Annotated in this window: 20 protein-coding genes and 1 pseudogene; 9 read left to right on the plus strand and 12 right to left on the minus strand. The window is 71.5% G+C overall.

Translation table 11 applies throughout. From position 1 onward, the window contains the following. The first annotated feature begins 16 nt into the window (after positions 1-16). Positions 17-2236 (plus strand): NADP-dependent isocitrate dehydrogenase, encoded by a 2220-nt coding sequence (locus tag HEP81_RS05060; protein WP_037663837.1) that lies wholly within the window; start codon positions 17-19, stop codon positions 2234-2236. 77 nt (positions 2237-2313) lie between these two features. Here the strand turns inward: HEP81_RS05060 and HEP81_RS05065 are convergent, their stop codons facing one another. After that, positions 2314-2769 carry a hypothetical protein gene (locus HEP81_RS05065; RefSeq protein ID WP_037663839.1) on the minus strand — a complete coding sequence of 152 codons (456 nt, stop codon included), beginning with the start codon at positions 2767-2769 and terminating at the stop codon, positions 2314-2316. 320 nt (positions 2770-3089) lie between these two features. Here HEP81_RS05065 and HEP81_RS05070 point away from each other — a divergent pair, with 320 nt between their 5' ends. Together HEP81_RS05070 and metX are read left to right on the plus strand one after the other, a co-directional pair. After that, positions 3090-4400 (plus strand): bifunctional o-acetylhomoserine/o-acetylserine sulfhydrylase, encoded by a 1311-nt coding sequence (locus HEP81_RS05070; protein WP_037663841.1) that lies wholly within the window; start codon positions 3090-3092, stop codon positions 4398-4400. Then, entirely contained in the window at positions 4401-5540 is a 1140-nt protein-coding gene (metX, locus tag HEP81_RS05075; protein ID WP_078967788.1) for a homoserine O-acetyltransferase MetX, read from the plus strand. A 3-nt stretch (positions 5541-5543) separates the two neighbouring features. Here metX and HEP81_RS05080 read toward each other — a convergent pair whose 3' ends face one another. Beyond that, entirely contained in the window at positions 5544-5864 is a 321-nt protein-coding gene (locus tag HEP81_RS05080) for a DUF5713 family protein (RefSeq protein ID WP_037663844.1), read from the minus strand. A 60-nt stretch (positions 5865-5924) separates the two neighbouring features. Here HEP81_RS05080 and HEP81_RS05085 point away from each other — a divergent pair, with 60 nt between their 5' ends. Further along, positions 5925-6704 (plus strand): N-formylglutamate amidohydrolase, encoded by a 780-nt coding sequence (locus HEP81_RS05085; RefSeq protein ID WP_037663859.1) that lies wholly within the window; start codon positions 5925-5927, stop codon positions 6702-6704. A gap of 108 nt (positions 6705-6812) precedes the next feature. Beyond that, positions 6813-8039 (plus strand): cytochrome P450, encoded by a 1227-nt coding sequence (locus HEP81_RS05090; RefSeq protein ID WP_037663863.1) that lies wholly within the window; start codon positions 6813-6815, stop codon positions 8037-8039. 12 nt (positions 8040-8051) lie between these two features. Here the strand turns inward: HEP81_RS05090 and HEP81_RS05095 are convergent, their stop codons facing one another. From HEP81_RS05095 to HEP81_RS05105, 3 genes are read right to left on the minus strand one after another with little or no spacing between them, the layout of a single operon-like run. Further along, positions 8052-8567 carry a hypothetical protein gene (locus tag HEP81_RS05095; RefSeq protein ID WP_037663847.1) on the minus strand — a complete coding sequence of 172 codons (516 nt, stop codon included), beginning with the start codon at positions 8565-8567 and terminating at the stop codon, positions 8052-8054. Next, on the minus strand, positions 8564-9139 hold the full coding sequence (locus HEP81_RS05100; RefSeq protein WP_037663849.1) for an RNA polymerase sigma factor: 576 nt from the start codon (positions 9137-9139) through the stop codon (positions 8564-8566). The genes HEP81_RS05095 and HEP81_RS05100 overlap by 4 nt, the downstream gene beginning before the upstream one ends. A gap of 59 nt (positions 9140-9198) precedes the next feature. Continuing rightward, the gene (locus tag HEP81_RS05105) at positions 9199-10620 is read right to left on the minus strand and encodes a S8 family peptidase (protein WP_037663851.1); all 1422 of its coding nucleotides are present in this window, start codon (positions 10618-10620) and stop codon (positions 9199-9201) included. A gap of 74 nt (positions 10621-10694) precedes the next feature. On the opposite strand from HEP81_RS05105, the gene HEP81_RS05110 reads away from it, so the two are divergent. Beyond that, a complete protein-coding gene (locus HEP81_RS05110; RefSeq protein WP_106980107.1) occupies positions 10695-13307 on the plus strand; it encodes a CHAT domain-containing protein in 2613 nt (870 codons plus the stop codon). Positions 13308-13466: 159 nt separating this feature from the next. On the opposite strand, the gene HEP81_RS05115 is transcribed toward HEP81_RS05110, so the two are convergent. Continuing rightward, on the minus strand, positions 13467-14651 hold the full coding sequence (locus tag HEP81_RS05115; protein WP_037664760.1) for an IS701 family transposase: 1185 nt from the start codon (positions 14649-14651) through the stop codon (positions 13467-13469). A 90-nt stretch (positions 14652-14741) separates the two neighbouring features. Between HEP81_RS05115 and HEP81_RS05120 the strand changes: the two genes are divergently transcribed. After that, a complete protein-coding gene (locus HEP81_RS05120; RefSeq protein ID WP_154821980.1) occupies positions 14742-15278 on the plus strand; it encodes a GNAT family N-acetyltransferase in 537 nt (178 codons plus the stop codon). A 141-nt stretch (positions 15279-15419) separates the two neighbouring features. On the opposite strand, the gene HEP81_RS05125 is transcribed toward HEP81_RS05120, so the two are convergent. The 6 genes and pseudogenes from HEP81_RS05125 to HEP81_RS05150 form a co-directional block, all read right to left on the minus strand. Continuing rightward, positions 15420-15638 (minus strand): hypothetical protein, encoded by a 219-nt coding sequence (locus HEP81_RS05125; protein ID WP_198422737.1) that lies wholly within the window; start codon positions 15636-15638, stop codon positions 15420-15422. A 325-nt stretch (positions 15639-15963) separates the two neighbouring features. Further along, the gene (locus HEP81_RS05130; RefSeq protein ID WP_037664713.1) at positions 15964-16146 is read right to left on the minus strand and encodes a hypothetical protein; all 183 of its coding nucleotides are present in this window, start codon (positions 16144-16146) and stop codon (positions 15964-15966) included. Between the two features lie 251 nt (positions 16147-16397). Further along, positions 16398-17846 carry a MobF family relaxase gene (mobF, locus tag HEP81_RS05135; protein WP_190275947.1) on the minus strand — a complete coding sequence of 483 codons (1449 nt, stop codon included), beginning with the start codon at positions 17844-17846 and terminating at the stop codon, positions 16398-16400. A 43-nt stretch (positions 17847-17889) separates the two neighbouring features. Continuing rightward, positions 17890-19917 (minus strand): vWA domain-containing protein, encoded by a 2028-nt coding sequence (locus tag HEP81_RS05140; protein WP_154821982.1) that lies wholly within the window; start codon positions 19915-19917, stop codon positions 17890-17892. Between the two features lie 464 nt (positions 19918-20381). Further along, a complete protein-coding gene (locus tag HEP81_RS05145; protein WP_037664469.1) occupies positions 20382-21209 on the minus strand; it encodes an alpha/beta fold hydrolase in 828 nt (275 codons plus the stop codon). 76 nt (positions 21210-21285) lie between these two features. Beyond that, positions 21286-22736: pseudogene (locus HEP81_RS05150) on the minus strand (catalase). Between the two features lie 438 nt (positions 22737-23174). Here HEP81_RS05150 and HEP81_RS05155 point away from each other — a divergent pair. Together HEP81_RS05155 and HEP81_RS42300 are read left to right on the plus strand one after the other, a co-directional pair. After that, positions 23175-24314, plus strand: coding sequence for an alpha/beta hydrolase (locus HEP81_RS05155; RefSeq protein WP_078967821.1), 1140 nt, complete (start codon positions 23175-23177; stop codon positions 24312-24314). Between the two features lie 211 nt (positions 24315-24525). Continuing rightward, positions 24526-24756 carry a hypothetical protein gene (locus HEP81_RS42300; RefSeq protein ID WP_338058739.1) on the plus strand — a complete coding sequence of 77 codons (231 nt, stop codon included), beginning with the start codon at positions 24526-24528 and terminating at the stop codon, positions 24754-24756. Positions 24757-24798: the final 42 nt, after the last annotated feature.

A 24798-nucleotide genomic window follows, 5' to 3' on the forward strand; every position in this document is an offset into this window, starting at 1 on the left:
TGGAGCGGAGCACCCGGTGACTGACTCGACCATCATCTACACGTATACAGACGAGGCCCCGGCCCTGGCGACGCATTCGTTCCTGCCGGTGGTCCGGGCGTATGCCTCGCAGGCCGGTGTGCCCGTGCAGACCCGCGACATCTCGCTGGCCGGGCGCATCATCGCCGTCTTCCCGGAGTACCTGAACGAGGACCAGCGCATCGCGGACGCGCTGACCGAGCTGGGCGAGCTCGCCAAGACCCCCTCGGCCAACATCATCAAGCTGCCGAACATCTCGGCGTCCATCCCGCAGCTCAAGGCCGCCATCGCCGAGCTCCAGGGCAAGGGCTACGCGCTGCCGGACTACCCGGACGACCCGAAGTCGGACGAGGAGCGCGACATCCGCGCCCGCTACGACAAGATCAAGGGCTCCGCGGTCAACCCGGTCCTGCGTGAGGGCAACTCCGACCGCCGCGCCCCGGCCTCGGTGAAGAACTACGCCAAGACCCACCCGCACCGCATGGGCGCCTGGACCGCCGAGTCCAAGACCAATGTGGCGACCATGAGCGAGAACGACTTCGCCGACACCGAGAAGTCCGCGGTGATCGCCGAGGACACCACCCTGCGCTTCGAGCTGGTCGGCGCCGACGGCACCACCACCGAGCTGCGCGCGCCGCTGCCGGTCGTCGCCGGTGAGGTCGTGGACGCCGCCGTGCTGCGCGCCGCCGCTCTCAACGAGTTCCTCGCCGCGCAGGTCGCCCGCGCGAAGGAGGAGGGCGTGCTGTTCTCCGTGCACCTGAAGGCCACGATGATGAAGGTCTCCGACCCGATCATCTTCGGTCACGTGGTGCGCGCCTTCTTCCCGAAGACGTTCGCGAAGTACGGCGAGACGCTCAAGGCGGCCGGCCTCTCCCCGAACGACGGCCTCGGCGGCATCTACAAGGGCCTGGAGAACCTGCCCGAGGGTGCCGAGATCAAGGCGTCCTTCGACGCCGAGCTGGCCGACGGCCCGGCGCTGGCCATGGTCGACTCCGACAAGGGCATCACCAACCTGCACGTCCCCTCGGACGTCATCGTGGACGCCTCCATGCCCGCGATGATCCGCACCTCCGGCCACATGTGGGGCGCGGACGGCCAGGAGCACGACACCCTCGCGGTGCTGCCCGACCACAGCTACTCCGGCGTCTACCAGGCCGTGATCGAGGACTGCCGCGCCAACGGCGCGTTCGACCCGTCCACCATGGGCTCGGTGCCGAACGTGGGCCTCATGGCGCAGAAGGCCGAGGAGTACGGCTCCCACGACAAGACCTTCGAGATCCCGGCCGACGGCACGGTCCGCCTGGTAGACGCGGCCGGCAACGTGGTCCTGGAGCAGGCCGTGGCCCAGGGCGACATCTTCCGCGCCTGCCAGACCAAGGACGCCCCGATCCGCGACTGGGTCAAGCTGGCCGTCACCCGCGCCCGCGCCACCGGCGACCCGGCCGTGTTCTGGCTGGACGAGGAGCGCGCCCACGACGCGCAGCTGATCGCCAAGGTCAAGCAGTACCTGCCGGAGCACGACACCGAGGGCCTGGACATCCGGATCCTGTCCCCGATCGAGGCCACCAAGCTGTCGGTGGAGCGCATCCGCCGCGGCGAGAACACCATCTCGGTCACCGGCAACGTGCTGCGCGACTACCTGACCGACCTGTTCCCGATCCTGGAGCTGGGCACCAGCGCCAAGATGCTGTCGGTCGTCCCGCTGATGGCGGGCGGCGGCCTGTTCGAGACGGGCGCCGGCGGCTCCGCGCCCAAGCACGTCCAGCAGCTGGTCAAGGAGAACTACCTGCGCTGGGACTCGCTCGGCGAGTTCTTCGCGCTCGTACCCTCCCTGGAGCAGTACGCGACGGCCACCGGCAACACCCGCGCCAAGGTCCTGGCCGACGCCCTGGACCGCGCCACGGCGACCTTCCTCAACGAGGACAAGTCCCCGACCCGTCGCCTCGGCGGCATCGACAACCGCGGCAGCCACTTCTACCTGTCCCTGTACTGGGCGCAGGAGCTGGCCAAGCAGACCGACGACGCCGATCTGGCCAAGGCGTTCGCGCCGCTCGCCGAGGCCCTCGCGGCCGACGAGCAGCAGATCGTGACCGAGCTGAACAGCGTCCAGGGCAAGCCGGCCGACCTCGGCGGCTACTACCGCGTCGACCAGGAGAAGGCGGACGCGGTGATGCGCCCGTCGGCCACCTGGAACACGGTGCTGGCCTCCCTGAGCTGATCCCGGCTGAACCCGGCTGATCGCAGCGGAGCGCCCCACCACCCTCGCCGGGCGGTGGGGCGCTCCGCCGTTCCCGCCTACGGGTGGTAGATCTCCGACAGGGCGGTGATCTGGCCCTTGGCGTTGACGTGGTAGAAGAAGTACGGGCTGTTGGCCAGCTTGTGGTTCGCCAGCCACGTCGGGGCGACCTTCACACTGGTGGTCTCGCGCAGCACCTCGACGGAGGCGCCCGGCGCGAAGCCGAGCGAACGGGCCGCGCCGCTCGGGGTGTAGACGACGTCCTCGTCGTTCCTCGTGTTCACCTTGCACGCCTGCGGGGTGACGCGCACGACGGCCTTGCCCTTGACGTTCTTGGCGGAGTCCAGCTTCAGGAAGTGCCGGCCCGCGGGCAGGTGGCACGGCTTCCAGGTCGTGGCCGCGGCGGCGTGGCCGGCCCCCTCCCGCGGGGCTGCGCCGGCGGAGCCGCACGCGGTGGCGAGGAGGGCCGCGGCGGAGGCGGCGACGAGGGCGGCGGAGACATGGCGGTGGTTCATGGAGCGTCCTCTGCTGTGAAGATCTGCTGACATCGGGGGAGATGGCGGACCGGGACCATGGGTTTCACCGGTCCCCGCGGCTGTGACGGGACGGTGACAACCGGTACCCGGCCGGGACGATCACCCCGGGCGCGCCGCATGGACGTTCGCCGCGGCCGTACGTATGGCCGACCGCCCGCACCGCCCCGTGTCGGGAACATTGCGGCCGCATGTCGTCCATGACGTCCTCATGTCGCCTCGCGGGTAAGCCTGTCGGCCGAAGAGAGCGCGTGGTTGCCTCGTGCCACGTCACCGCCTCCCGCGCACGAGGAGCCCGCACCATGAGCACGCAGCCCGACACCGCCGCCTGGTCCTTCGAGACGAAGCAGATCCACGCGGGCGCCGTCCCCGATCCCGCGACCGGCGCACGGGCCACCCCCGTCTACCAGACCACCTCGTTCGTGTTCCGGGACACCCGGCACGCGGCCGACCTGTTCTCGCTGGCCGAGCCCGGCAACATCTACACCCGGATCCACAACCCCACCACCGACGTGTTCGAGCAGCGGATCGCCGCGCTGGAGGGCGGGGTCGGGGCGGTCGCGCTGGCCTCGGGGCAGGCCGCGGAGACCCTGGCGATCCTGACCCTGGCGGGCGCCGGTGACCACATCGTCTCCAGCACGGCGCTGTACGGCGGCACGTACAACCTCTTCCGGCACACGCTGGCGCGGCTCGGCATCGAGGTGTCGTTCGTGGACGACCCGGACGACCCCGAGGCCTGGCGGGCGGCGATCCGGCCCACCACCAAGGCGCTGTTCGCCGAGTCGCTCGGCAACCCGCGCGGCAATGTGCTGGACGTACGGGCGATCGCGGACGTGGCGCACGCGGCCGGGGTGCCCCTGATCGTGGACAACACCGTGCCCACCCCGTATCTGCTGCGGCCGATCGAGCACGGCGCGGACATCGTGGTGCACTCGGCGACCAAGTTCCTCGGCGGCCACGGCACCGCGGTCGCGGGGGTGGTGGTGGACGGCGGCACCTTCGACTTCGGTGCCCACGCGGACCGGTTCCCGGACTTCAGCGAGCCGGACCCGAGCTACCACGGGCTGCGCTACTGGCCGGCGCTCGGTCCCGGCGCGTTCGCGGTGAAGCTGCGGGTGCAGCTGCTGCGCGACCTCGGCCCGGCGCTCGCCCCGCACTCGGCGTTCCTGCTGCTCCAGGGCGTGGAGACGCTGAGCCTGCGGCTTGAGCGGCACACCGCCAACGCGCAGGCGCTCGCCGAGTGGCTGGAGCAGCGGGACGAGGTGGCGACCGTCCACTACGCGGGCCTGGAGTCCAGCCCGTGGTACGAGACCGGGCAGAAGTACCTGCCGCGCGGGGCCGGTGCCATCGTCTCCTTCGAGCTGCGCGGCGGGATCGAGGCGGGCAAGCGGTTCGTGGACGCGGTCGAGCTGTTCAGCCATCTCGCGAACATCGGCGATGTACGCAGTCTGATCATCCACCCGGCGTCCACCACGCACAGCCAGCTCACCGAGGAGGAGGCGGCGGCCACCGGTACGGCGCCGGGTCTGGTGCGGCTGTCGGTCGGCATCGAGAACCTGGCCGATCTCAAGGCGGATCTGGAGGCCGGCTTCCGCGCGGCGAAGGGCGCGTAGGTGGGCGCGGTCACGGCGACCGAGCGGGTGCCGGCCACCGGAGCCTGGCGGGAGGGGGACCCGCCGGGCCGCCGGCGGTGGTTCACGGCCGACCGGCCGCTGCCGCTGGAGGCGGGCGGTGAACTCCCCGGTGTACGGCTCGCGTTCGAGACCTGGGGGCGGCTCGCGCCGGACGCGTCCAACGCGGTGCTGGTGCTGCACGCGCTGACCGGCGACAGCCATGTCGCCGGTCCCGCCGGGCCCGGGCACCCGACGCCCGGCTGGTGGGAGCCGCTGGTCGGGCCGGGGCGGCCGCTGGACACCGACCGGTGGTTCGTGGTGGCCCCCAATGTGCTGGGCGGCTGCCAGGGCAGCACGGGGCCGTCCTCGGCGCGTCCGGACGGCCGCCGGGCATGGGGCGGCGCCTTCCCGTTCCTCACCCAGCGGGACCAGGTCGCGGCGGAGGCGGCGCTCGCGGACGCGCTCGGCATCGACCGCTGGGCCCTGGTGGCGGGCGGTTCGATGGGCGGGATGCGGGCGGTGGAGTGGGCGGCGTCGTACCCGGAGCGCACCGGGGCGCTGCTGCTGCTCGCCACGACGGGGGCGGCGAGCGCGGAGCAGATCGCCTGGGCGGGGATCCAGTTGCGGGCGATCCGCACGGACCCCGACTGGCGGGGCGGCGACTACCACGACGCCGCCCGCGGTCCGCACACCGGCCTCGGGCTCGCCCGCCGCCTCGCCCATGTCACCTACCGCAGCGAGCCGGAACTGGCCACTCGCTTCGGCCGGGCCCCGCAGGACGCGGAGCACCCCTGGCGGGGCGGCCGCTACCAGGTGGACTCCTATCTGGACCATCACGCCGAGAAGCTGGTACGACGCTTCGACGCGGCGAGTTACGTCGTCCTCACGGAGGCCATGAACGCCCACGACACCGGCCGCTCCCGGGGCGGCCTGCGCTCCGCCCTCGCCCGGGTCACGGCCCCCACCCTGGTCGCCGGCGTCGACTCCGACCGCCTCTATCCCCTCGCCCAGCAGCATGAGCTGGCCGCCGCGATCCCGGGCGCGGACCGGACGCGGGTGGTGCAATCGCCGTACGGACACGACGGGTTCCTGATCGAGACGGAGCAGGTGGGCGCGCTGGTCACGGAGTTGCTGGGCTGATCGTCACCACTCACGTGGGGCGATCAGCTCCTCCGCGTCCGCCTCCCCGAAGCCGTACGCCCGGGCGATGTACCGGAACTCGCCGCCTACCTCGTCCCGGGCCACGGTCTCGATCTCGCTGCCCGCGGCCTCGAACTGGGCCTCCAGCGCGTTGAACTCCTCGCTGGCCGCGTGCGTAAGCCGGTAGAGCGCGGGCAGGTCGGCGGGCCGCTCGGCCTCGATGCGGGCGCACAGGGCGAGCAGGATCGCCCGGGCCTTGTCCAGGGCGTGGTCCGGGTAGTACGCGTCCCCGTACAGCGCCGCCAGGAAGGTATGTTCCTTCACAGCGCGATCCTGCACCACGCCACTGACAACGACGCCACCGCCGACGCCCCGGAGTCCCCGATGCCCGCGTTCGAACTCCTGCCCGGCGCCCCCGACTCCCCCGTTCTGCTGCATGTGCCGCACTCCGCCCGCGCGATCCCCCGGGACGTCCGGGACGGGATCCTGCTGGACGAGGCCGCTCTGGAGCGGGAGTTGGACCACATCACGGACGCGCACACCGCGGAGCTGGCCGGGCGGGCGGCGGGGGCGGCCGGGAAGGCGCCGTGGCGGTTCGTGAACCGGTTGTCGCGGCTGGTGGTGGATCCGGAGCGGTTCCCGGACGAGCGGGAGGAGATGCTGGCCGTCGGCATGGGCGCCGTGTACACACGGACCACGCACCGGGCGGAGCTGCGGCCCGCGGACACCGACCCGCGGCCGTTGGTCGAGCGGTACTTCCGGCCGTACGCCGAGGCCATGACACGGGCCGTGGCCGGGCGGCTGGCGGCGACCGGGCGGGCGGTGATCGTGGATGTGCACTCCTACCCGGCGCGGGCGCTCCCCTACGAGCTGCACGGGGACGGCCCGCGGCCGCCGGTGTGCCTGGGCACCGACCCCTTCCACACCCCGCCGAAGCTGCTCGCCGCCGCCCGCGAGGCGTTCGCCGGGTGCGGGGGGACGGGGCTGGACAGCCCGTTCGCCGGGACCTACGTGCCACTGGCGTACTACGGCACCGATCCCCGCGTCGAGGCGCTGATGATCGAGCTTCGGCGGGACACCTACATGGACGAGCCCGGCGGACCGGCAGGACCGGGACTGGACCGGCTCGCGGCGGCGCTGGCCACCCTGGTCGACGCCCTCTAGCCGGGCCCGGCTGAGAACGCCGCAGCCACGCCGGTCGGCGGCCCGTGAACCCTCCGCCTGGAGCAGTCCCGCACGACACCCGCCGTGCCCCGCCCCATCGTGGAGGGCATGACGACCATGGAGACCAGCGCGCCCACCGGTCAGGAACCGCCCCCCGTGCGGGACTGGCCCGCGATCGATCTGGACGGCACCGAGTTCGACCCGGTGCTCGCGGGTCTGGTGCGCGAGGGGCCGCTGACCCGAATACGGCTGCCGTTCGGGGAGGGCTGGGCCTGGCTGGCCACCCGCTACGAACATGTGAAGCTGATCACCAACGATCCCCGGTTCAGCCGCGCGGAGGTCGCCCGCGGCCGGGTCACCCGGCTGGCGCCGAACTTCGCACCCCGCCCCGGCTCGCTCGCCTGGGCCGACCAGCCGGACCACAACCGGCTGCGCAAGCCCATCTCGGGTGCCTTCACGGTCGGCGCGATGAAGCGGCTGCGGCCCCGCGCCCAGGAGATCCTGGACGAGCTGGTGGACGGCATGGTCCGCGAGGGCCCGCCCGCCGACCTGGTCGAGCGGGTGCTGGAGCCGTTCCCGTTGTACGTCGTCAGCGAGATGATGGGTGTCCCCGGCACCGACCGCGAGCAGGTGCACGACTGGACCCGGCAGATCATCTCCCTGTCCGGGGGCGCGGAGGCCGCCGACCGGGCCAAGAACGGCCTGTACGGCTGGATCACCGAGATCGTCCGGGCCCGCGCGCGCAGCGCCGGGGAGGACGTCTACTCGCTGCTCGCGGGCGCCGTGGCGCGCGGTGAGATCGGCGAGGAGGAGGCCGTCGGGCTCGCCGGTCCGCTCCAGATCGGCGGCGAGGCGGTCACCCACAACTGCGGGCAGATGCTCTATCTGATGCTGACCCGGCCGGAGTTGATGGCACGCATGCGCGCACGGCCGGACGAACGCGGCCCGGTGTTCGACGAGTTGCTGCGCTGGATCCCGCACCGCAGCACCGTCGGGCTCGCCCGGATCGCCCTGGAGGACGTGGAGATCGCCGGGCACCGGATCGCCGCGGGCGAGGCGGTCTACGTCTCCTACCTGGCCGCCAACCGCGATCCGGAGGTCTTCCCCGACCCGGACGGCATCCTCCCGGACCGGGACCCCAACCCGCATGTCGCCTTCGGCAACGGCCACCACTACTGCACCGGCGCGGTCCTGGCCCGCCTCCAGCTGGAACTGCTGGTGGACACGCTCCTCGACCGGCTGCCGGGGCTGCGGCTCGCCGTACCGCCGGAGGATGTCGAGTGGCGGCAGCAGACGATGATCCGCGGGCCGCGCACCCTGCCGGTGACCTGGTGAGCCGGTCCCCGCTCAGGCCCGCAGCCACTCCGTGACGATCACCTCCGTGCCGGTGCGCAGCCGCAGGGCGAAGGGCCCGCGGGGCGGGTCGTCGCTGAGGAAGCGGCCGAGGCTGTCGACGGCGACCGGGCGGGCGGCGCCCGGACCGCCGAGCACCTCGATCCGCGCCGAACCCGGCGGCAGCACCTGCCCGATCAGACCCTCCCCCGTGACCTCGACATCGACGGTGAGCGCGCCCGCGCGGAACGTCAGCATGCGCGGCGCGTCCGTGACCCCGCGCACCGGCAGCGCGTCCACCAGCGAGTCGAAGGTCAGCTCGGCGATCCGCGCGTCGAGGTCGTGCAAGGCGTAGGCCTCGAGCGCGAGTTGGCGCAGGAAGTCGGGCACGGGGTCGAGGACGGCCGCGGCCTGCCGCAGCTCCTCCTCCAGCAGGGCGTCCGCCGTGGCCTCCAGCAGCGCGTCCGCCGACTCGTCCCCGTCCCCGTCCCCGTTCGCCCCGTCGTACGGGAACCCGTTGTCCTTGTTCATGCCGCACCCCGTTGGTCCATCCGGGCCCGCAGCCGGCGCAGACAGCGCTGGCGCAGGGGGCCGATGCTGCCGACCGCGATACCGAGCGCGGCCGAGATCTCCACATAGCTGGGCGGTGGCGAGGACACCAGCACACGCAGCAACTGACGGCAGCGCTCGCCCAGTTCGTCCAGCTCCTGCCACAGGCGGCGGACCCGTTCGGCCCGGTCCGCCGCCTCCTCGGAGTCGATCAGTGTCTGCTCCGGCGTACGGTCGTCGCTGGCCCGGTCCAGGACCTGCGGATCATCCGTGAGGGTGAGCCGCGTCATGCCCTTGATGACCTTCAGGCATTCATGGCGGGCGGTGCTCGCCAGCCAGGCGCCGGTCTTGTCGGGCTCCCTGATCCGCCCCAGATGCTGGGCGAAGCGGAACCACACGGTCTGGTAGACCTCGTGCCCGTCCGCGTCGGAGAGCCGATGGGCGCGCACCACCGACCACACCAACGGGCTCATGCCCTCGACCAGCGCCTTCCAGGCCGCGGCGTCCCCGTCGACGGCGGACCGGACGAGCGCGCCGACCTCTGTTCGGTCCACGGCTCCACCCCTCGTATAGGGCTCGTCATGGTACGCCGTGGAGCGGAGGGTTCCGGCGCTCACGCGGGCAGCGCCGGGGCCGTGACCGGGACCGGGCGCCAGGTGGGCGGCCGGAGCGCGCGCACCTTCGCACCGCGGACATCGGTGCGGTGGGTCGCGTCGGCCAGCAGCCGGGCGCCCGCCGTACGGGGATCGCGCTCGCGCTCGGACGTCATCAGGGCGGCGACGAGCCCGGCGGCGACCGGGGTGGCGAAGGAGGTGCCGCTCCACTGCGCGAACCCGTCGAACATCACCTGGTCCGGCTTGCCCCCGGTGCTCTCCCGCGCCTCGCTCAACGCGCCGGTGTGGCGCGGGTACTGGCAGGTGCAGGAGTAGTCGAAGCCGTACCGGCAGTCGTCGTAGGTGGAGTGCTGGTAGAGGTACGGCACCGGGGTGCCGAAGCCGGTCAGAGCGCTGGTGAGGCGCTCGCCGGGGGCGAAGACACGGACCCAGCGGCCGTGGTTGCTGAAGCAGGCGGGGCCTTCGCCGTCCGAGCGCAGCGCGCCGACCGACACGACGCTGTCCGCGTACTCGGGCAGGGCCGAGTAGGCGGCGGGCCAGAACGGCACGTCGCTGCCGTTGTTCCCGGCGGCGGCGACCAACAGGGTGCGCTGCTCGCGCAGTTCGCGCATGAACGCGTCCAGGCCGAGGAGCCCGTGCAGGCCCGGGGCGGGGCTGCCCGCGGACAGGCTGATCACATCGGGCCAGCCGGCCCCCTCGACGGCCTCGAAGAGCCGGGCGCCGAACTCCGACTCCAGTACGGCGCCCGCGTCGTTCAGGGTGCCGCGGACGGTGATGTCGGTGTTGGGCGCGACGGCCGCGAGGATGCCCGCGATGAAGGTGCCGTGGCCGACGTACTGGCGCAGCACCCCGCCGTCGGTCTCGGCCGCCTGGGTGTCGCCGGTGGTGTGGGCGAGCAGCGGGTAGGCGTGGTGGTCGTGCACCAGACCGGTGTCGACCACCAGGACGCGGACGGCGGTGGCGGGGTCGTGTCCGGTCCCGGCGGCGGCCGGGTTGGGCGCCGCGGAGCGCGCGATGGGCACCGGTTCGTCCCCGGGGCAGGCGTTGACCGCGATGTGCACCACATGGTTGCGGCTGACCAGCCGGCGCCCGTGCCGCTCCTCGGCCGCGCGCAGGGCGCCCAGGGCGTGCGGCACCACGTCGTCCCCGAGGTCGGGGGCGCCGACCCGGATACGGGTGACCCCGGTGCGGCCGCCGTCCGGGCCGTCGCGGCGCACATGGTCGGGCAGCAGTCCCCGGGTCTCGGTGAAGTGGGCGCGCACCGTGTCCTCCACGGCGCGGGCCTCCTCCCCGGACCGGGCGAGGACGACCCCCTTCTCGTACAGCGGATGGCCGTCGTCGTCCGGGCCCATGGCCAACGGGACTTCGGGCATCGAGCGCTGGATGTGATCGAACTGTTCGCGGTATCGCTGGAGTGCCATGCCGTGTCCTCCCCCTGAAAGGCGGTGTACGAGAGTGAGAGCCGCCGGTCCGCCGTCTGATACAGGCCACTACCATGCGAGGCGTGACAGCGGGAAGCGAGCCGGCCCTCCAACTGCTGCCCCTGGTGTTCGCCGACCCCGGCGAGGCACGGGCGCGTGCCGAACTGCTGCTCGAATCCGCCCCGGCCCCGCTGCCCGCCAGCATCGCCCACCAGGTGCTCGGCATCTGGCAGCGGGACTTCGGCGATCTGCGGATCGCGCTCACCCATCTGCGCCGGGCCCGGGACCTGGCCGCGCGCGCCGACTCCGCCGACCGGGAGGCGGATGTGCTGGCGACCCTGGGGGTCGCACTGGTGCACGCGGGGCGCACACGGCAGGGGCTCGCCTCCTTCGAGCGGGGCGTCTCCCGGGGCACCGGACACACCCGGGCCCGGGTGCTGTACCGGCGGGCGTACGTCTGGTGGGTGCTGGGGCATCACCCGGAGGCACTGGAGGACGTACGGCGGGCGCTGCCGGTGCTCAGGCAGCTGCGGGACGACATCTGGACCGCGCGGGCGCTGACCCTGCGGGCCACGGTGCATCTGGCGCTCGGCGCGGTGGACCGGGCCGACGCGGACTTCACGGCGGCGGAGCGGCTGTGGGACACCACGGGCCAGGAGCACGACAAGGCGGACGCGGTGGAGAGCCGGGGCCTGGCCGCGTTCCGCTCCGGGGACATCCCGCTCGCGCTGCGGCTGCTCGACGAGGCCGAGGAGCGGTACGCGAAGCTCGGCACGCCCACCTACATGCTGTCGGTACGGCGCTGCGAGGTGCTGATGGCCGCGGGGCTCGCCCCGGAGGCGCTGGCCGAGGCGGACGCGGCGATCGCCCTGCTGGACCGGCTGGGCGGGCAGTCGACCCGCAAGGCCGAGCTGCTGCTGGCCGCCGCCCGGGCGGCCCGCTCGGCCGGGGACGCGCACACCGCGATCGCCCGCGCGGCCGTCGCCGTACGGCTGTTCGCGGCGCAGCGGCGGCTGTGGTGGGAGACGCACGCCCGGCTGGTGCTGATCGAGGCGCGGGTGGCGGCCGGGCGGTGCTCGGGGCGGCTGGTCGGGGACGCGGCGGCGGTGGCGGAGCGGCTGGCCTCCTTCGGCTCGCCCGCGGCGCCCGAGGCGTCGCTGCTCGCGGGCCGTATCGCGCTGGCGCTGGGCTGGACGGCGGACGCGGAACGGCATCTGGCGGTCGCCGCGCGCAGCCGTCGGGGCGGATCGCCGACGGCCCGGATGACCGGCTGGGCGGCGCAGGCGCTGCGGGCGCGCGCGGCCGGGTCCCGGCGGGGTGTCCTGGAGGCGTGCCGGCACGGTCTGGACGTCCTGGACGACCACCGGATGACGCTGGGCGCCTCGGAGCTGCGCGCGCATGTGACCGCGCAGGGCGCCGAACTGGCCGCGCTGGCCCAGGAGGTGAGCCTGACCGACGACAGGCCCCGGCGCCTCCTTGAGTGGAGCGAGCGGTGGCGGGCCACCGTGCTGTCCACCCCGCCGACCCGGCCGCCCGCCGACGCCACGCTGCTCAGCGGTCTCACCGCGTACCGGGAGATAGCGGCCCGCGCGGAGGAGTCCCGCATGGAGGGCCGTCCGGTGCCGGCCCTGGAGCGGGAACAGCGGCGCCTGGAACGGGAGATCCGCTCCCGCACCCGCCATATCCGCGGCTCCGCCCCGCACGAGGGGGCCCGCTTCGAGGTGCCCCGGCTGCTGGACCGGCTCGGCGAGGACCGGCTGGTCGAACTCGCCGTCGTACAGGGGCGGGTGCATGTGCTGCTGTGCGGTCGGGGCAGGGTACGGCGGTTCGTCGGCGGCCCGCTCGCGGACGCGGTGGCGGAGGCGGAGTACGTCCAGGCCGGGCTGCGACGGCTCGCGCACCCGGGTGCGGAGGCGCGGCTGCCGCTGGTGGAGGCGGCGGGCGCCCGGCTCCAGGAACTGCTGCTCGCCGGGGCGGTGCCGCACCTGGGCGCGGGTCCGGTGGTGATCGTGCCGCCGGGCGCACTGCACCGGGTGCCGTGGGCGCTGCTGCCCGCGCTGCGCGACCGGGTGCTCAGCGTGTCGCCGTCGGCGGGCAGTTGGCTGCGGGCCCGGGAGACCGAGCCGCCGCGGGACGGCCGTACCGTCCTGGTGCGCGGCCCCGGGCTCGCCACCGGCGGCGCGGAGGTGCCCGAACTCGCCGACCGCTACGGCACGGCGACGGTACTGGAGGGCGACGACGCGCAAGTCCCGCGGGTGCTGTCCGAGTTGGACGGCGCCGGGCTCGCCCATCTCGCCGCGCACGGCACCTTCCGCGCCGACAGCCCGCTGTTCTCCGCGCTGCGGATGTCGGACGGCCCGCTGATCGTGCACGACTTCGAGCGGCTGGCCCGCAGCCCCTACCGGATCATCCTCTCCAGCTGCGACACCGCCCGGCTCGCCTCGGTCGGCGCCGATGAACTCCTCGGCCTGGTCACGGCGTTGCTCCCGCTGGGCACGGCCGGGGTGGTCGCGAGCAGCGCCCCGGTCAACGACGCCGCGGTGGTCCCCCTGATGCTCGCCCTGCACAAGGGCCTCACCGCGGGCCTCTCGCTGGCCGAGTCGCTGCGGGACGCCCGGACCACCCTGCCGTCCGACACGGTGCACCAGGCGACGGGGTGGGCGTTCGCGGCGTTTGGAGCGGCCTAGTACTGCAACGGTGCTTGTTGTGATGGGTGGTCGGTCAGGGGCCGTGTCCGCGTCGCTTGTAGTGGCTGGTGCGGGCTTGGTGCTGACGCCGCCGGCGCCAGGTCGACCAGTGCAGGATGTGTTCGACGGTCATGGGCTGGTGGTGGGTAAGGCGGGTGATCAGCCGTCTGATCTCGGCGAGGCTGAGGTGGATGAGCTCGGAGGATCCGTTTCTGCTTTCGCAGCGTCGAGTTCCCGGGCTCGTAGGACGGTCAGGCAGGCGTGGGCGGCCATGGCCAGGGTCATGTGGCGGTGCCAGCCGGGGTAGCGGCGGACCTGGTAGTCGTCCAGGCCGCATTCCTGCTTCGCGCTCTGGAAGCATTCCTCGATGGCCCATCGGCTGCCGGCGATGCGGATCAGGTCGTCAAGTGTGGTCTCGGCGGGGCAGTAGGCGATGTAGTAGGAGACCTCCTGCGGGCGGGCGACGCTGCGGCGGGCGATCACCCAGTGCCGGCGGTCGGGCCGGTGCCAGGGCCGCACCTCGACGCGTGCCCAGTCGTAGATCCGCAGGCCGTGAGCCCCGTTGCCGCAGGAACGCCGCTTCCATTTCTGCCGCGGCAGGCCGTTGAACAGGTCGTGGACGGGATGGTCGATCACCCAGCGGGTGACCACGGTGTCGTGCCGGGTGGTGGCCATGACGTGGAAGACGTCCGCCCTCTCCAGCTCGGACCGCCAGCCCTTGGAGAAGCCGTAGGCGGCATCCGCGGTCACCCACCGGAACGGGATCTTGTCCGTGATGGCCCGGCGGACCATCGCCTTGGCCATGGCCACCTTGGTCGCGAAGCCGACCTCGTCGTCGATACCGGCCCGGCGGCACCTTTCGCGGTCGTCGGTCCAGGAGGCGGGCAGATACAGACGCCTGTCGATCAGTGTCCGCCCACGGTCGGTTGCATAGGCGAGGAACACGCCGACCTGGCAGTTCTCCGTCCGCCCGGCGGTGCCGGAGTACTGCCGCTGCACCCCGGCCGACCGCGTCCCCTTCTTCAGGAAGCCCGTGTCGTCCACGACCAGGACGGCGCTGGGATCGCCGAGGTTGTCGACCACATACCGGCGCACGTCGTCGAGCACCTCATCGGCGTCCCACTCGATCCGGTTCAGCATCCGATGGAGGCGGTCCGGGCCTGCGTGGCCAGCTTCCTCCGCCAGGGTCCAGCCGTTCTTCCGCTGCAGGGGTGCGATCAGGCCCCGCATATAGGCAAGTGCCGATTCCCGGGGCTCCGACCTGCTGAAACGGTGCACGAACCGCTCATGCACAGCCTCCAGTTCACCCGCCCACGACCTGACATCAGCAAGGCCCCCACCCATAACCACACCAACGACCGACCTGGCCATCAGTCACAACAAGCACCGTTGCAGTACTAGGCCAGTGCTCGGCGGAGAGATCATCATGTGGGAATGACTGAGAACCGATCCCCTGTGGCACCGACTGTGGTGCGGCTCGCCCAGTACACGAAGGCGGACCAGGAGGAGATCCTTGGCATCAGCGATGATCCCTTCGGTGTCGCCTGGACCGGTCTGACCTGGCTGCCGAAAGAAGAGCACTTCGGCATCCGGCACGACGGCCGCCTCGTGGCACACGCCGGCCTGCTGCGACTGCCTGTTGCGATCGGCGACGCCGAGACAGAGGTGGTGGGCGTCGGCGGGGTGGCCGTCTCACCCCGCATGCAAGGTCAGGGCCTCGCTCGCCTCGTCGTCACAGCTGCCCTGGAGCACGCCCGAACGATGGGGCCTCAACACGCACTCCTCTTCTGCCGGCCTCCCCTCGTGTCGCTCTACCAGCGCCTCGGATGGCACCCGCTTGACAAGGACGTACTCGTCGAAGCACCCGAAGGCCGCCTCGCGACCATGCCGCTGCGGACCATGGTGACGCCCCTGCGCGACGATGCCCGGTGGCCCGCAGGGCCAGTACGGCTATTCTCACTCCCTATGTGACGGGCCCCCTCAAACAAAAGCCTCGCAGCGCGGCGACGCAGGGTTCACCCACTCGCGGTTACGAAGCCAACCGGGCACACTCCGGCATCCGGACCGCCTGGAACAGTTCGGCCTCGTCAGCTCGAGGAAGGAAAACACCTACTAAGCGACCGAAGAACCGCTTCCCTTCTCCTGCTTCTCCAGACGTTCCAGGACCTTTCTCGTGATCGCCACGGCCGTTTGTTCGTCTCCAGCGGCCAGGGCGGCCCTCGCCTTGTCGACGTGTTCGGTGACAGCCTTGTCCAGCTCTTCGCTGGTGGCTCCGACCGTGGCCATGCAGTCGTCGATCTTCTGCAGGTTGATCTCCGCAAGACTTGCCATCTGCCCGCTCCCAATTCGTCTCAATACGAGGAGTGACAAGTGTGTAACGCTCGAAAAATACGGTGGGTCGGACATTCCGGACGTTGTTTCTCCTTGACCTTGTACATTTCCCCTTGACCTCGGCCGCCGGCTGCCCAGGAAACGGAATTGGCCAACAGGGTCGCGGACCGGGGTCAAGGAGGAACGCGGCGGGTGCGCACCGGGTGGATGCACGACATCGTCCCGGCGATGGCGGCCACTCCCGCGCGATGTCGTCCACTCCACCGAGTGGGCTCCACTCAGCCTCAGACCCCCCTGATCGGGAACTGTCGATCGGCGGAAATGTTCAGCGGTCTTCGCGGAAGGAGTCCCGCATACCTTCGACCTTTTCACGCATGTCGGCGGCGGCATCCTTCGCCTTGCCCTTGGACTGGCCTGATCTGCCTTCGGCTGTCATGCGGTCCTTGCTTTCAGCGTTGTCGAGGATGTCCTCGGCCTTGCCCTTAGCCTTGTCGGTGCTCTCACCCATTCTTGCTCCATTCAATGGTGTAGGGGACTCCAGCACGCTACGGGGCAGGTGTGTAACTCGCATTCCGCGAGACGCTAGATGAGAACAGTGGAAAGTGCGCGTGTCCCGAGCGAGCTTCACGGACGGGCTCTCAGTGGAGTGGATGCCGGCCCGGTGGAGTCCACTCCGGCCGGTTGAGTCCACTCGGTGGAATGGAGCGCACCGCATCGTCGGTGCGCACCACCGCACCGGGTGCGCACCATCGGGTCCACTCAGTGGCCGGCCTCCCGGCCGCGGTGCGGTCCGGGCTCCTGCGGGCGGTGCGCCTGCTGGCCGTCCGGGCGCGTCGGGCGCACCGCGCTGGCGTCGGTCTGTTCAGCGGTGTGGCGATCCGAGCGGTCGCGGGAGTCGTCGCCCAGCTTGGCGAACGCGTCCTGGAGGCGGCCCAGCCGGTCGGCGGTGAGATCGAGGGCTTCCACGTCCGTGCGGGACTTCCGCAGGGCCCGCAGCGCCGTCATGTCGATCGCCTCCCCGCGTCCGGCCTTCGGCTCCTGGTCGTCGTGCTCGGGGTCGGCCGGCTCGGGCGCGAGCAGCTGCTCGGGCATGGCCGCCTGCTGGTGGGCGACGACGTCGTACGCCCGGCCCCGCACAGCAGTGACGGTGGTGGTCCGCAGCTTCTCCCGGACCACCGCGCCGGCGAGGACGGCGCGCTCGTACGGGAGCGGTATGCGGGGGATCTCCCGCTCCCCCGCGTCCTGGCCCGGGGGCCGGGGCGCGGCCGACTCGCCGGGATCGGCCGGGGTTGCCGCGCCGGGTCGGGCGCCAGGGTGGGTGGGCGGCGGCGGGCGGGGAGGTCGGGCAGGGTCCACCGGGCGGTGTAGAGGCGGTAGCCGGCCTCCAGGGCCGCGTACGGTCTTCGGCTCGCTGATGTCCAGGAAGTGGGTGGAGATGGCGGCGGCCACGATCCGGTCGTCCAGGCCGGGGTCACGGCGGCGGCCGCGCAGGACGAGAGCGAGATGGCGGCGGGCTTCAGCGAGCAGATGCCGGCGGTGGAAGCGGCCGCCGTCGTTCATCACGAACACCGTCGCGGCGACGTCGACAGCCGCCAGCGCTATGTCGACCACGGCGGCAGCCCTGGCCCGGATCACCGCCGCCGTGGCGCGGGCGTGTTCGAGGAGGGAGTTGATGACGTCGACGTGCACACCGGAGGTGAGGATCGCACTCGCCTTCCACCGCGCGCGCAGCTGCGCGCGCGGCCGGGTCTTCTGCTTGGGCGGGCGGGTCTTGCGGGCGGCGATCTGGTTGAGCTTGGCGCGGGCCCGCTCGGAGACCACGAGCAGGAACCGCGGCTCGCCGTCGTCGTCGATGGCGGTGACGTACTCGTGCTCCAGCTCGGTCAGGCAGGCGGCGATCCGGTCGCTGCGCCGGGCAGTCCAGCGGATCAGCTCGTGGGGTACCCCGGCGATCTCCATCACCGGGCGGCGCCCCGGTGTGACGGTGCGCGGCTCGGTCGCCAGCCCCAGCGTCTCGCAGACCTCCGCGGCCACCAGTTCGTTGTAGAGCGCGGAGGCCGCCACCGTGTTCTCGTGCAGGGCCGTGGTGTGGATCGAGCCCCACTTCCCGTCCAGGCGCTGCCACTTCACCGACAGCAGCAGATGGTCATGGAGCAGCGGTCGGCCGGGGCGCGCCTCGTAATGGCGGAAAAGCGCCCCGTAGCGCATGAGTCTGGCTGTGAACCGCCCCGGTATCCGGCTGCCGCGGTGTTCAGCGGCCGTATCCGTGCCCCCCGGACCCGTCGCCGTCGTCGCCGTATCCGCCGTCGTGGTCACTTCCGTGGTCGCCGCCCGGCCTACACGTCACGGTGTTGGTGACGGTCAGGTGCCGGTGCGGTCCGGTGAGGACGGTCGTGTGGGGCAGCGGAAGGTGCACGGTGGCGCCGTCTACGCCGGTGACCTCGGAGCCCGTGACGGTGCACCCGGAGCCCTCGGTACGGACTTCCTCGGCCACGGTCACCGCGTCGCCGACGGAGTAGCCGGGCCGGGCGACGCCCCAGGGCTGCGGGGTGGCAGGCGCCGCGCCGGGGCCGGTGAGGGTCAGTTCGGCACTGAGGCCGTCCGGCTGGGAGCCGTCCGGGTAGCGGTGACCGTCGACGTCCCACACCTTGTCCACGGTGACCTCGGCGGGCTCCTCCTCTTCCGCCGCCCGGTTGTAGACGGTGCAGCTGACGGCGTCCTGCCGGGGGACGTCGACAGTGAAGCCCGGTCCGGAGGCCGTTGCGGTGTTCTCGACGGGGACGTCCGCGCCGGTGTCGAGGTCGGTGCAGACCGCGTTCCGGCCCCCTTGGGTGACCAGCTCGTAGCCGGGGTGCTGTGCCTCGCCGACGGTCACCGCGGCCTGCTCGTTGGTGCCGAAGCCCGGGGTGAAGGTGACCGTGCCCGTGCCGTCCGCGCCGGTGGTCTCGGAGGCGGGCAGGCCGGTGACGCCGGGGGTGGTGGTGGAGGCGCCGAAGGTCCAGCCGGGCCCGGCCGGTTCGGCGCCAGCCACGTCCTCGCCGGTGGTACCTGGCGGCACGATCTGCTTGACCACGTTGAGGGTGCCGGTGCAGTTGCCGAGGGCGAGGGCACGAAGCTCCTGGCCGGCCTGGCCGTAGTCCGCGGTCTGGAAGTAGTCGGCCGTGGCGGTGTTGCCGCCGTCGAATCCGGTGGGCCCGGAGATGGCCCGCAGGTTGAGGCCGGAGACGCCTTCGACCCCCTTGCCGACACCGAGCGCGATCACCCGGGTGTCCTCCGCCTTCACCGAGTTGGCGGAGAAGATGCCGTTCTCGACGTCGATGAAGTGGGTGTTGGCGCCGTCGCCGTGCAGGCTGCCGAAGCGCGTCGGGTTGCCGTCGGTGAGCACCACCGCGGCGTCGTAGTGCTCCGGCGCCCGGGCCACCGCCCACAGCGCGCGGTCCCAGTTCGTGCCGCGGCCCAGCGTCCAGTCCGCGTACCTGCTCTTGTACGCGGCGGCCCCGGCCGGCGTCGAGACCGACTGGAGCTGCGGGTAGTTCACGCCGACGCTCGTGGACGGCGACTCCTGGTCGAAGGAGAACAGGGCCAGTCGTGAGGGCGTGCCGGTCAGCGCGTCGGTGAACGCGTCGGCGGCGGCCTTGAGCGCGGGCAGCTGGCTGCCGACCGACGCGGACAGGTCGAGCACCAGGGCCACGTCCAGACCGCAGGAGGACGGCAGCGGCGGGTTGTCGCGCGAGGTTTGCCACACGCCGCCCGAGCGGGTCGGCAGGCCGTTGTCGGTGCTGTACATGAACTCGCGGGTGGACCGGTAGGTGGCCCCGCCCTGGAGCGCCGGTGTCCGGAACCGGTACGGCGAGGCTACGGAGTTTGAGCCGCTGCCCGGTCCGGTGCGCAGCACGGGGTTCGTGTACCAGCCTGCCGGCGCGCCGGTCTGACTGACCGTCAGCACGCGGCCGTTGTTGTCCTCGCCCGCGCCGGTGTCCGGGACGACGAACGAGCAGTCGCCGTCGGCGTCCGAGGTGCAGCGGGCCCAGTCGGCGTCGATCGGCTGCGTCGCGTCCGGGGCCGCGAAGAGTGCGAGGCGTACCCCGGCGAGCGGTGCGGGCACGTCGGTCGCCGCCCGGTCGCCGCCGGTGCGCACGGTGACGACGGTGCTTTCAGGTCCGGGCACCGGCACGACCCGGTGGGCCGCGGCACCCGGGGCCGCCGCGCCGGCGGCGGGGACTGCGGCCACCACGAGGGCGAACGCCCCCGCTGCGGCCAAACGGATTCTGTGGTTCATCGGGACCTTCCCTCGGTGCCGGCGACAACCCGTCCGAGAAGGACCGGCCATTCGGCACCATAAGTACATTTCGTCCCGAATCTTTCGATACGCGCCGAGTTTCACGACAACGTCGGCCACGAGCGGTGCCGCCGCCTGCGGCTCGGCTGAGTCCGCGTCCCGCCGTTCAACACCAGGTGACTTTTCGACTTGCCTGTGCCTTCCCGGTCCTGGTCAGTGTGGGACTGCTCACTGGTCGCGGAGTCAGACAGGTGGTGACGCGCCCTGACGTAACCGGAACGGCCCGGAGCCAAAAGTGTCAGTCCCCTCTGAGATACAGCAGCCCCAGGCGCAGATGCCTGGGGCTGCGCGTGTCCGTGGCGCGACGGCAGGCGGGGGCTGGCGGCGGTGCTGAGGTCTGGGGCGGCCTCACCGGTGCTGCTGTGGCGTCGCGCGGCCGTGGCGGATGGTGCGCCCGGTGGCAGTCAGTGGCGCAGGAACTCGATCAGGTCCTGGTTGAACTTCTCCTTGTCGCCGGGAACCATCGCGATGCCGTGGGAGCCGCCCTCGTACACCTTGAGTTCGGCGTCGGCGATGATCTCGGCGGACTTGCGGCCGGTGGCGTCGATGGGGACCACCTGGTCGTCGTCGCCGTGGACGACGAGGGTGGGGATGTCGAACTTCTTGAGGTCGTCGGTGAAGTCCGTGTAGGCGAAGGCGTCCACGCAGCGCACGCCGCCCTCGATGGTCTGCGCCATCGCCATGTACCAGAAGGCGTCCCTGTTGCCCTGCGTGACCTTGTTGCCGGGCCGGTTGGCGGAGAAGAAGCCCTCCGCGGTGTCCTTCCAGAACTGCGAGCGCTCGGTGAGGATGCCGTTCTTGATCTGTTCGAACACCTCGTCCGGCACACCCGCGGGATTGCTCTCCGACTTCGCCATGATCGGCGGGACCGCGGACAGCAGTACCGCCGAGCTCAGGCGCCCGGTGCCGTGCCGGCCGATGTAGCGGGCGAGTTCGCCGCCGCCCATCGAGTGGGCGACCAGGGTGACGTCGGTCAGGTCGAGATGGTTGATCAGGTCGTTGAGGTCGTCGGCGAAGGTGTCGAAGTCGTAGCCGTCCCACACCGGTGTGGAGCGGCCGTGGCCGCGCCGGTCGTGGGCGATGCCGCGGAATCCGGCATCCGCGACGGCCTTGAGCTGGTCCTGCCAGGCGTCGCCGTTGAGCGGCCAGCCGTGGATGAACACGACCGGGCGACCCTGGCCCCACTCCTTGTAGAAGATCTCGACTCCGTCGCGGGTGGAGCATACTGGCATGATCCGGTCCTTTCGGTGGAGGGTGCGGACGCCCCCGGACATGAGCGGCCCGGAAGGCGGTGGCATGGGGGTCGCTTCAGGCGAAGGCGTCGGCGACGCGGCTGCCGGTCGTGGCGTCGATGTTCTTCCAGTACTGCAAGGCCCGCTCACGTACGGTGGCGGACACGCCGTTGCGCAGGTGGCGGGTGACGTTGCCGACGAGCCGGTCGCGCTGGGCGTCGTCCATGACCTCGCGGACCAGGTGGCCGGGCTGGGAGAAGTCGTCGTCGTCCGCGTGCAGGGTATAGGCGGCGCGTACCATTTCCGCTGTCTCGACCCGCCAGCCGGCCGGGTGGTTGTAGCGATCCTCGTCGGCGCTCGGGCCGTCGTAGCTGTTGGGGGCGTAGGGCCGTGCGACCTGCGGCTCGGTGAAGCGCATCGCTCCGTCCTTGGCGTAGGAACGGACGTCGGTGAGGGTCTGGTTGGGCGGCAGCTGGGTGTAGTTGTTGCCGACGCGGTAGCGGTGGGTGTCCGCGTAGGAGAACAGCCGTGCCTGCAGCATCTTGTCCGGTGAGGGGCCGATGCCCGGAATGAGGTTCGAGGAGTCGAAGGCGGCCTGCTCGATGTGGGTGAAGTAGTCCTGGGGATTGGGTGCAGGGTCATCCTGCCGACCTCGGTGAGCGGACAGTCGGCGTGGGGCACGGTTTTGGTGACGTCGAAGATGTTGTACCGGTAGCCGGGGGCGTCCTCGTACGGGATCAGCTGTACGTACAGCGTCCACGAGGGGTGTTCTCCGCGGTCGATGGCCTGCAGCAGGTCCCTGCGGTGGTAGTCGGCGTCTTGACCGCACAGTTCGGCGGCCTCGTGGTCGGTCAGGTGTTCCACTCCCTGGTCGGATTTGAAGTGGTATTTGACCCAGGTCCGCTGCCCCGATGCGCTGATCCACATGTAGGTGTGCGAACTGTAGCCGTTCATGTGGCGGTAGGTCCGCGGGATGCCGCGGTCGCCCATGAGGTAAGTGACCTGGTGGGCCGATTCCGGGGACAGTGTCCAGTAGTCCCACTGCATGTCGTTGTCGCGCAGAGCTCCGCGGATGTGCCGCTTCTGGGAGCGGATGAAGTCCTGGAACTTGCTCGGGTCGTGCATGAAAAAGATCGGCGTGTTATTGCCGACCATGTCGTACGCCCCCTGCCGGGTGTAAAACTTCAGCGCGAAGCCACGCGGGTCCCGCCAGGTGTCGGGGGAGCCCTGTTCGCCTGCCACGGTCGAGAAACGGGCCAGCATCCTGGTCCGCCGACCGGGCTGGAAGACATCGGCCGCCGTGAACTGCGTGACGTCGTTGGTGACCTCGAACGTCGCGTAGGCACCACTGCCCTTGGCGTGCACGACCCGCTCGGGAATCCGCTCCCGGTTGAACTGCGCCATCTTCTCGATGAGGTAGTTGTCCTGGAGCAGGATCGGCCCGTCCGCGCCGACGGTGAGCGAGTACTGGTCGCTCTCCACCGGAATGCCGGTGTTGGTCGTGGACACGGGATCGGCCTCTTTCACGATGACAGGGAACTCCGCGCCGACGGCCGTGGCGGTAACAGCGGGCAGCGGAATGTGCGGCCGGCCGGTCAGGGGCACGTATTGCCGGCGGGCAGGGCGCGCGCACGACGTGTCCAAGGCGACGCTGTCGCTCTTCGGCCCCTTCCACTATCCGGGCTCGGCATCCGGGCGGCAATCCGGGCATTTCGCGCGGGCCGCTTGAGCTCCGGGTGCGGACGAGGTCGTTTCCTCACCAGCGGCACCATGCGGGCGTGGACCACGTCGGTGAACAGCGGGATCAGCGGCCAGAACCGAGGGGCGAAGACTCAAACCGGTTCGCGCCGGTGGTCAGTCCGTCAACGGGCTCCGATCACCCGAACGCCACGACTGCAGGGCGTTGGAGGGAACTGCCCGCAACGGTATGTGAAGGGGGCCAAGTTCACTCAGAAGGAGAAGTTGATGCGTGCAACCGACGGACACGCCCGCCGCAGGACTCTGTCCGCCGTGGTGGCGACCGTGGCCGCAGGCGCGGTCCTGACCGGCTACTGCGCCGCGCCCGGCGCCGCGTCCGCCCTTCCGGCATCACTCATCACCGGCGGCGGAACAGCCGACGGTGACACGTCCAACGGCAACGTCCCCTGCGGGATGCCCTCCGTCAACCTCGACCGCACCACCCAGTCCTTCCTCAACCAGCTCGCCCACCAGGGCGGCAAGCCGCTGTTCGAGCAGACCCCCGCGCAGGCCCGCGAGGTCCTGAACAAGCTCCAGGCCGGCCCCGTGCCCGAGCTTCCCGCGGACATCACCGAGAAGACGATCAAGGGCGGCCCGACCGGGCAGGTGTCCCTGCGCATCGTCCGCCCCGCAGGAGTCAAGGGCACCCTTCCCGGCCTCGTCTACATCCACGGCGGCGGCTGGGTACTCGGCAACGAGAAGACCCACGACCGCCTGGTACGTCAGCTCGCCAACGGAGCCCACGCGGCAGTCGTCTTCGTCAACTACACCCCCTCCCCCGAAGCCCGCTTCCCCGTCGCCATCGAGCAGGCCTACACCGCCTCCAAGTGGGTCGCCGAACACGGCAAGGAGATCGGCATCGACGGCAACCGCCTCGCCGTCGCCGGCGACTCCGTCGGCGGCGACATGACCGCCGCCGTCACCATGATGGCCAAGCAGCGCGGCGGAGTGAAGTTCCGCCAGCAGGTCCTGCTCTACCCCGTCACCGACGCCAACTTCGACACCACCTCCTACCAGCGGTTCTCGGAGAACTGCTGGCTGACCCGCGCCAACATGGAGTGGTTCTGGGACAAGTACGCTCCCAAAGCCGCTGACCGCAGCAACCCCCTGGCCTCGCCCAACAAGGCCACCATCGCACAACTGCGCGGCCTGCCCCCCGCACTCGTCGTCACCGACTCCGACGTCCTGCTCAACGGAGCCAAGACCTACATCGGCAAACTGCGCGCCGCGGGCGTCAACGTCCAGCACCTGGACTACCCGCACACCGTGCACGACTTCATGATGCTCAACGCCCTGCGCGACACACCATCCGCCAAGGACGCCATCGCCAAGACCACCGCCGCCCTCCGTCAGGCACTGAACAGCTGACGCAGGCTCCCACGCCCGGCCGGAGGCATCACCGCGCCTCCGGCCCGGCCCGGTTCGCCCCCGCCGCCGGAACCGAAGCCGTCCGGCGCGGACCTCCCAGGAGGAGGACCGACACGACAGGCTTCTCGCCGGGCCTCCGGGACCGGAACCACGCCTTCGAGGGACGCCTTCCGCCAGGCCAATATCCGACGGTCCCGTGCCGGTGCGGGTCGTGCTGCCTGCCGGCCCGGCCCTGGGGCACCCCGAGCAGGAGATCCTGGCGCGGCTGTGGAGGCGGCCCCAGACCCAGACCGGCTGGCTGTCCCAGGTGGGCCTGCCGTCCTACCAGGGCAGCGAAAACGGCACCGTGCAGGCTGCGGAGTACCGGGTGTGGGTCCGCGCCCCGGAGCATGTGCGGCCGGTCGACGGCGTCGACTACGACCAGGCCCCACCGACCGGCTGAAAGCGTCGGCGCCGCCGTCAGCGGTGCGCGAGATCCTCGGAG

The sequence above is a fragment of the Streptomyces griseofuscus genome, from assembly GCF_014673495.1.
Classification (GTDB): domain Bacteria; phylum Actinomycetota; class Actinomycetes; order Streptomycetales; family Streptomycetaceae; genus Streptomyces; species Streptomyces murinus.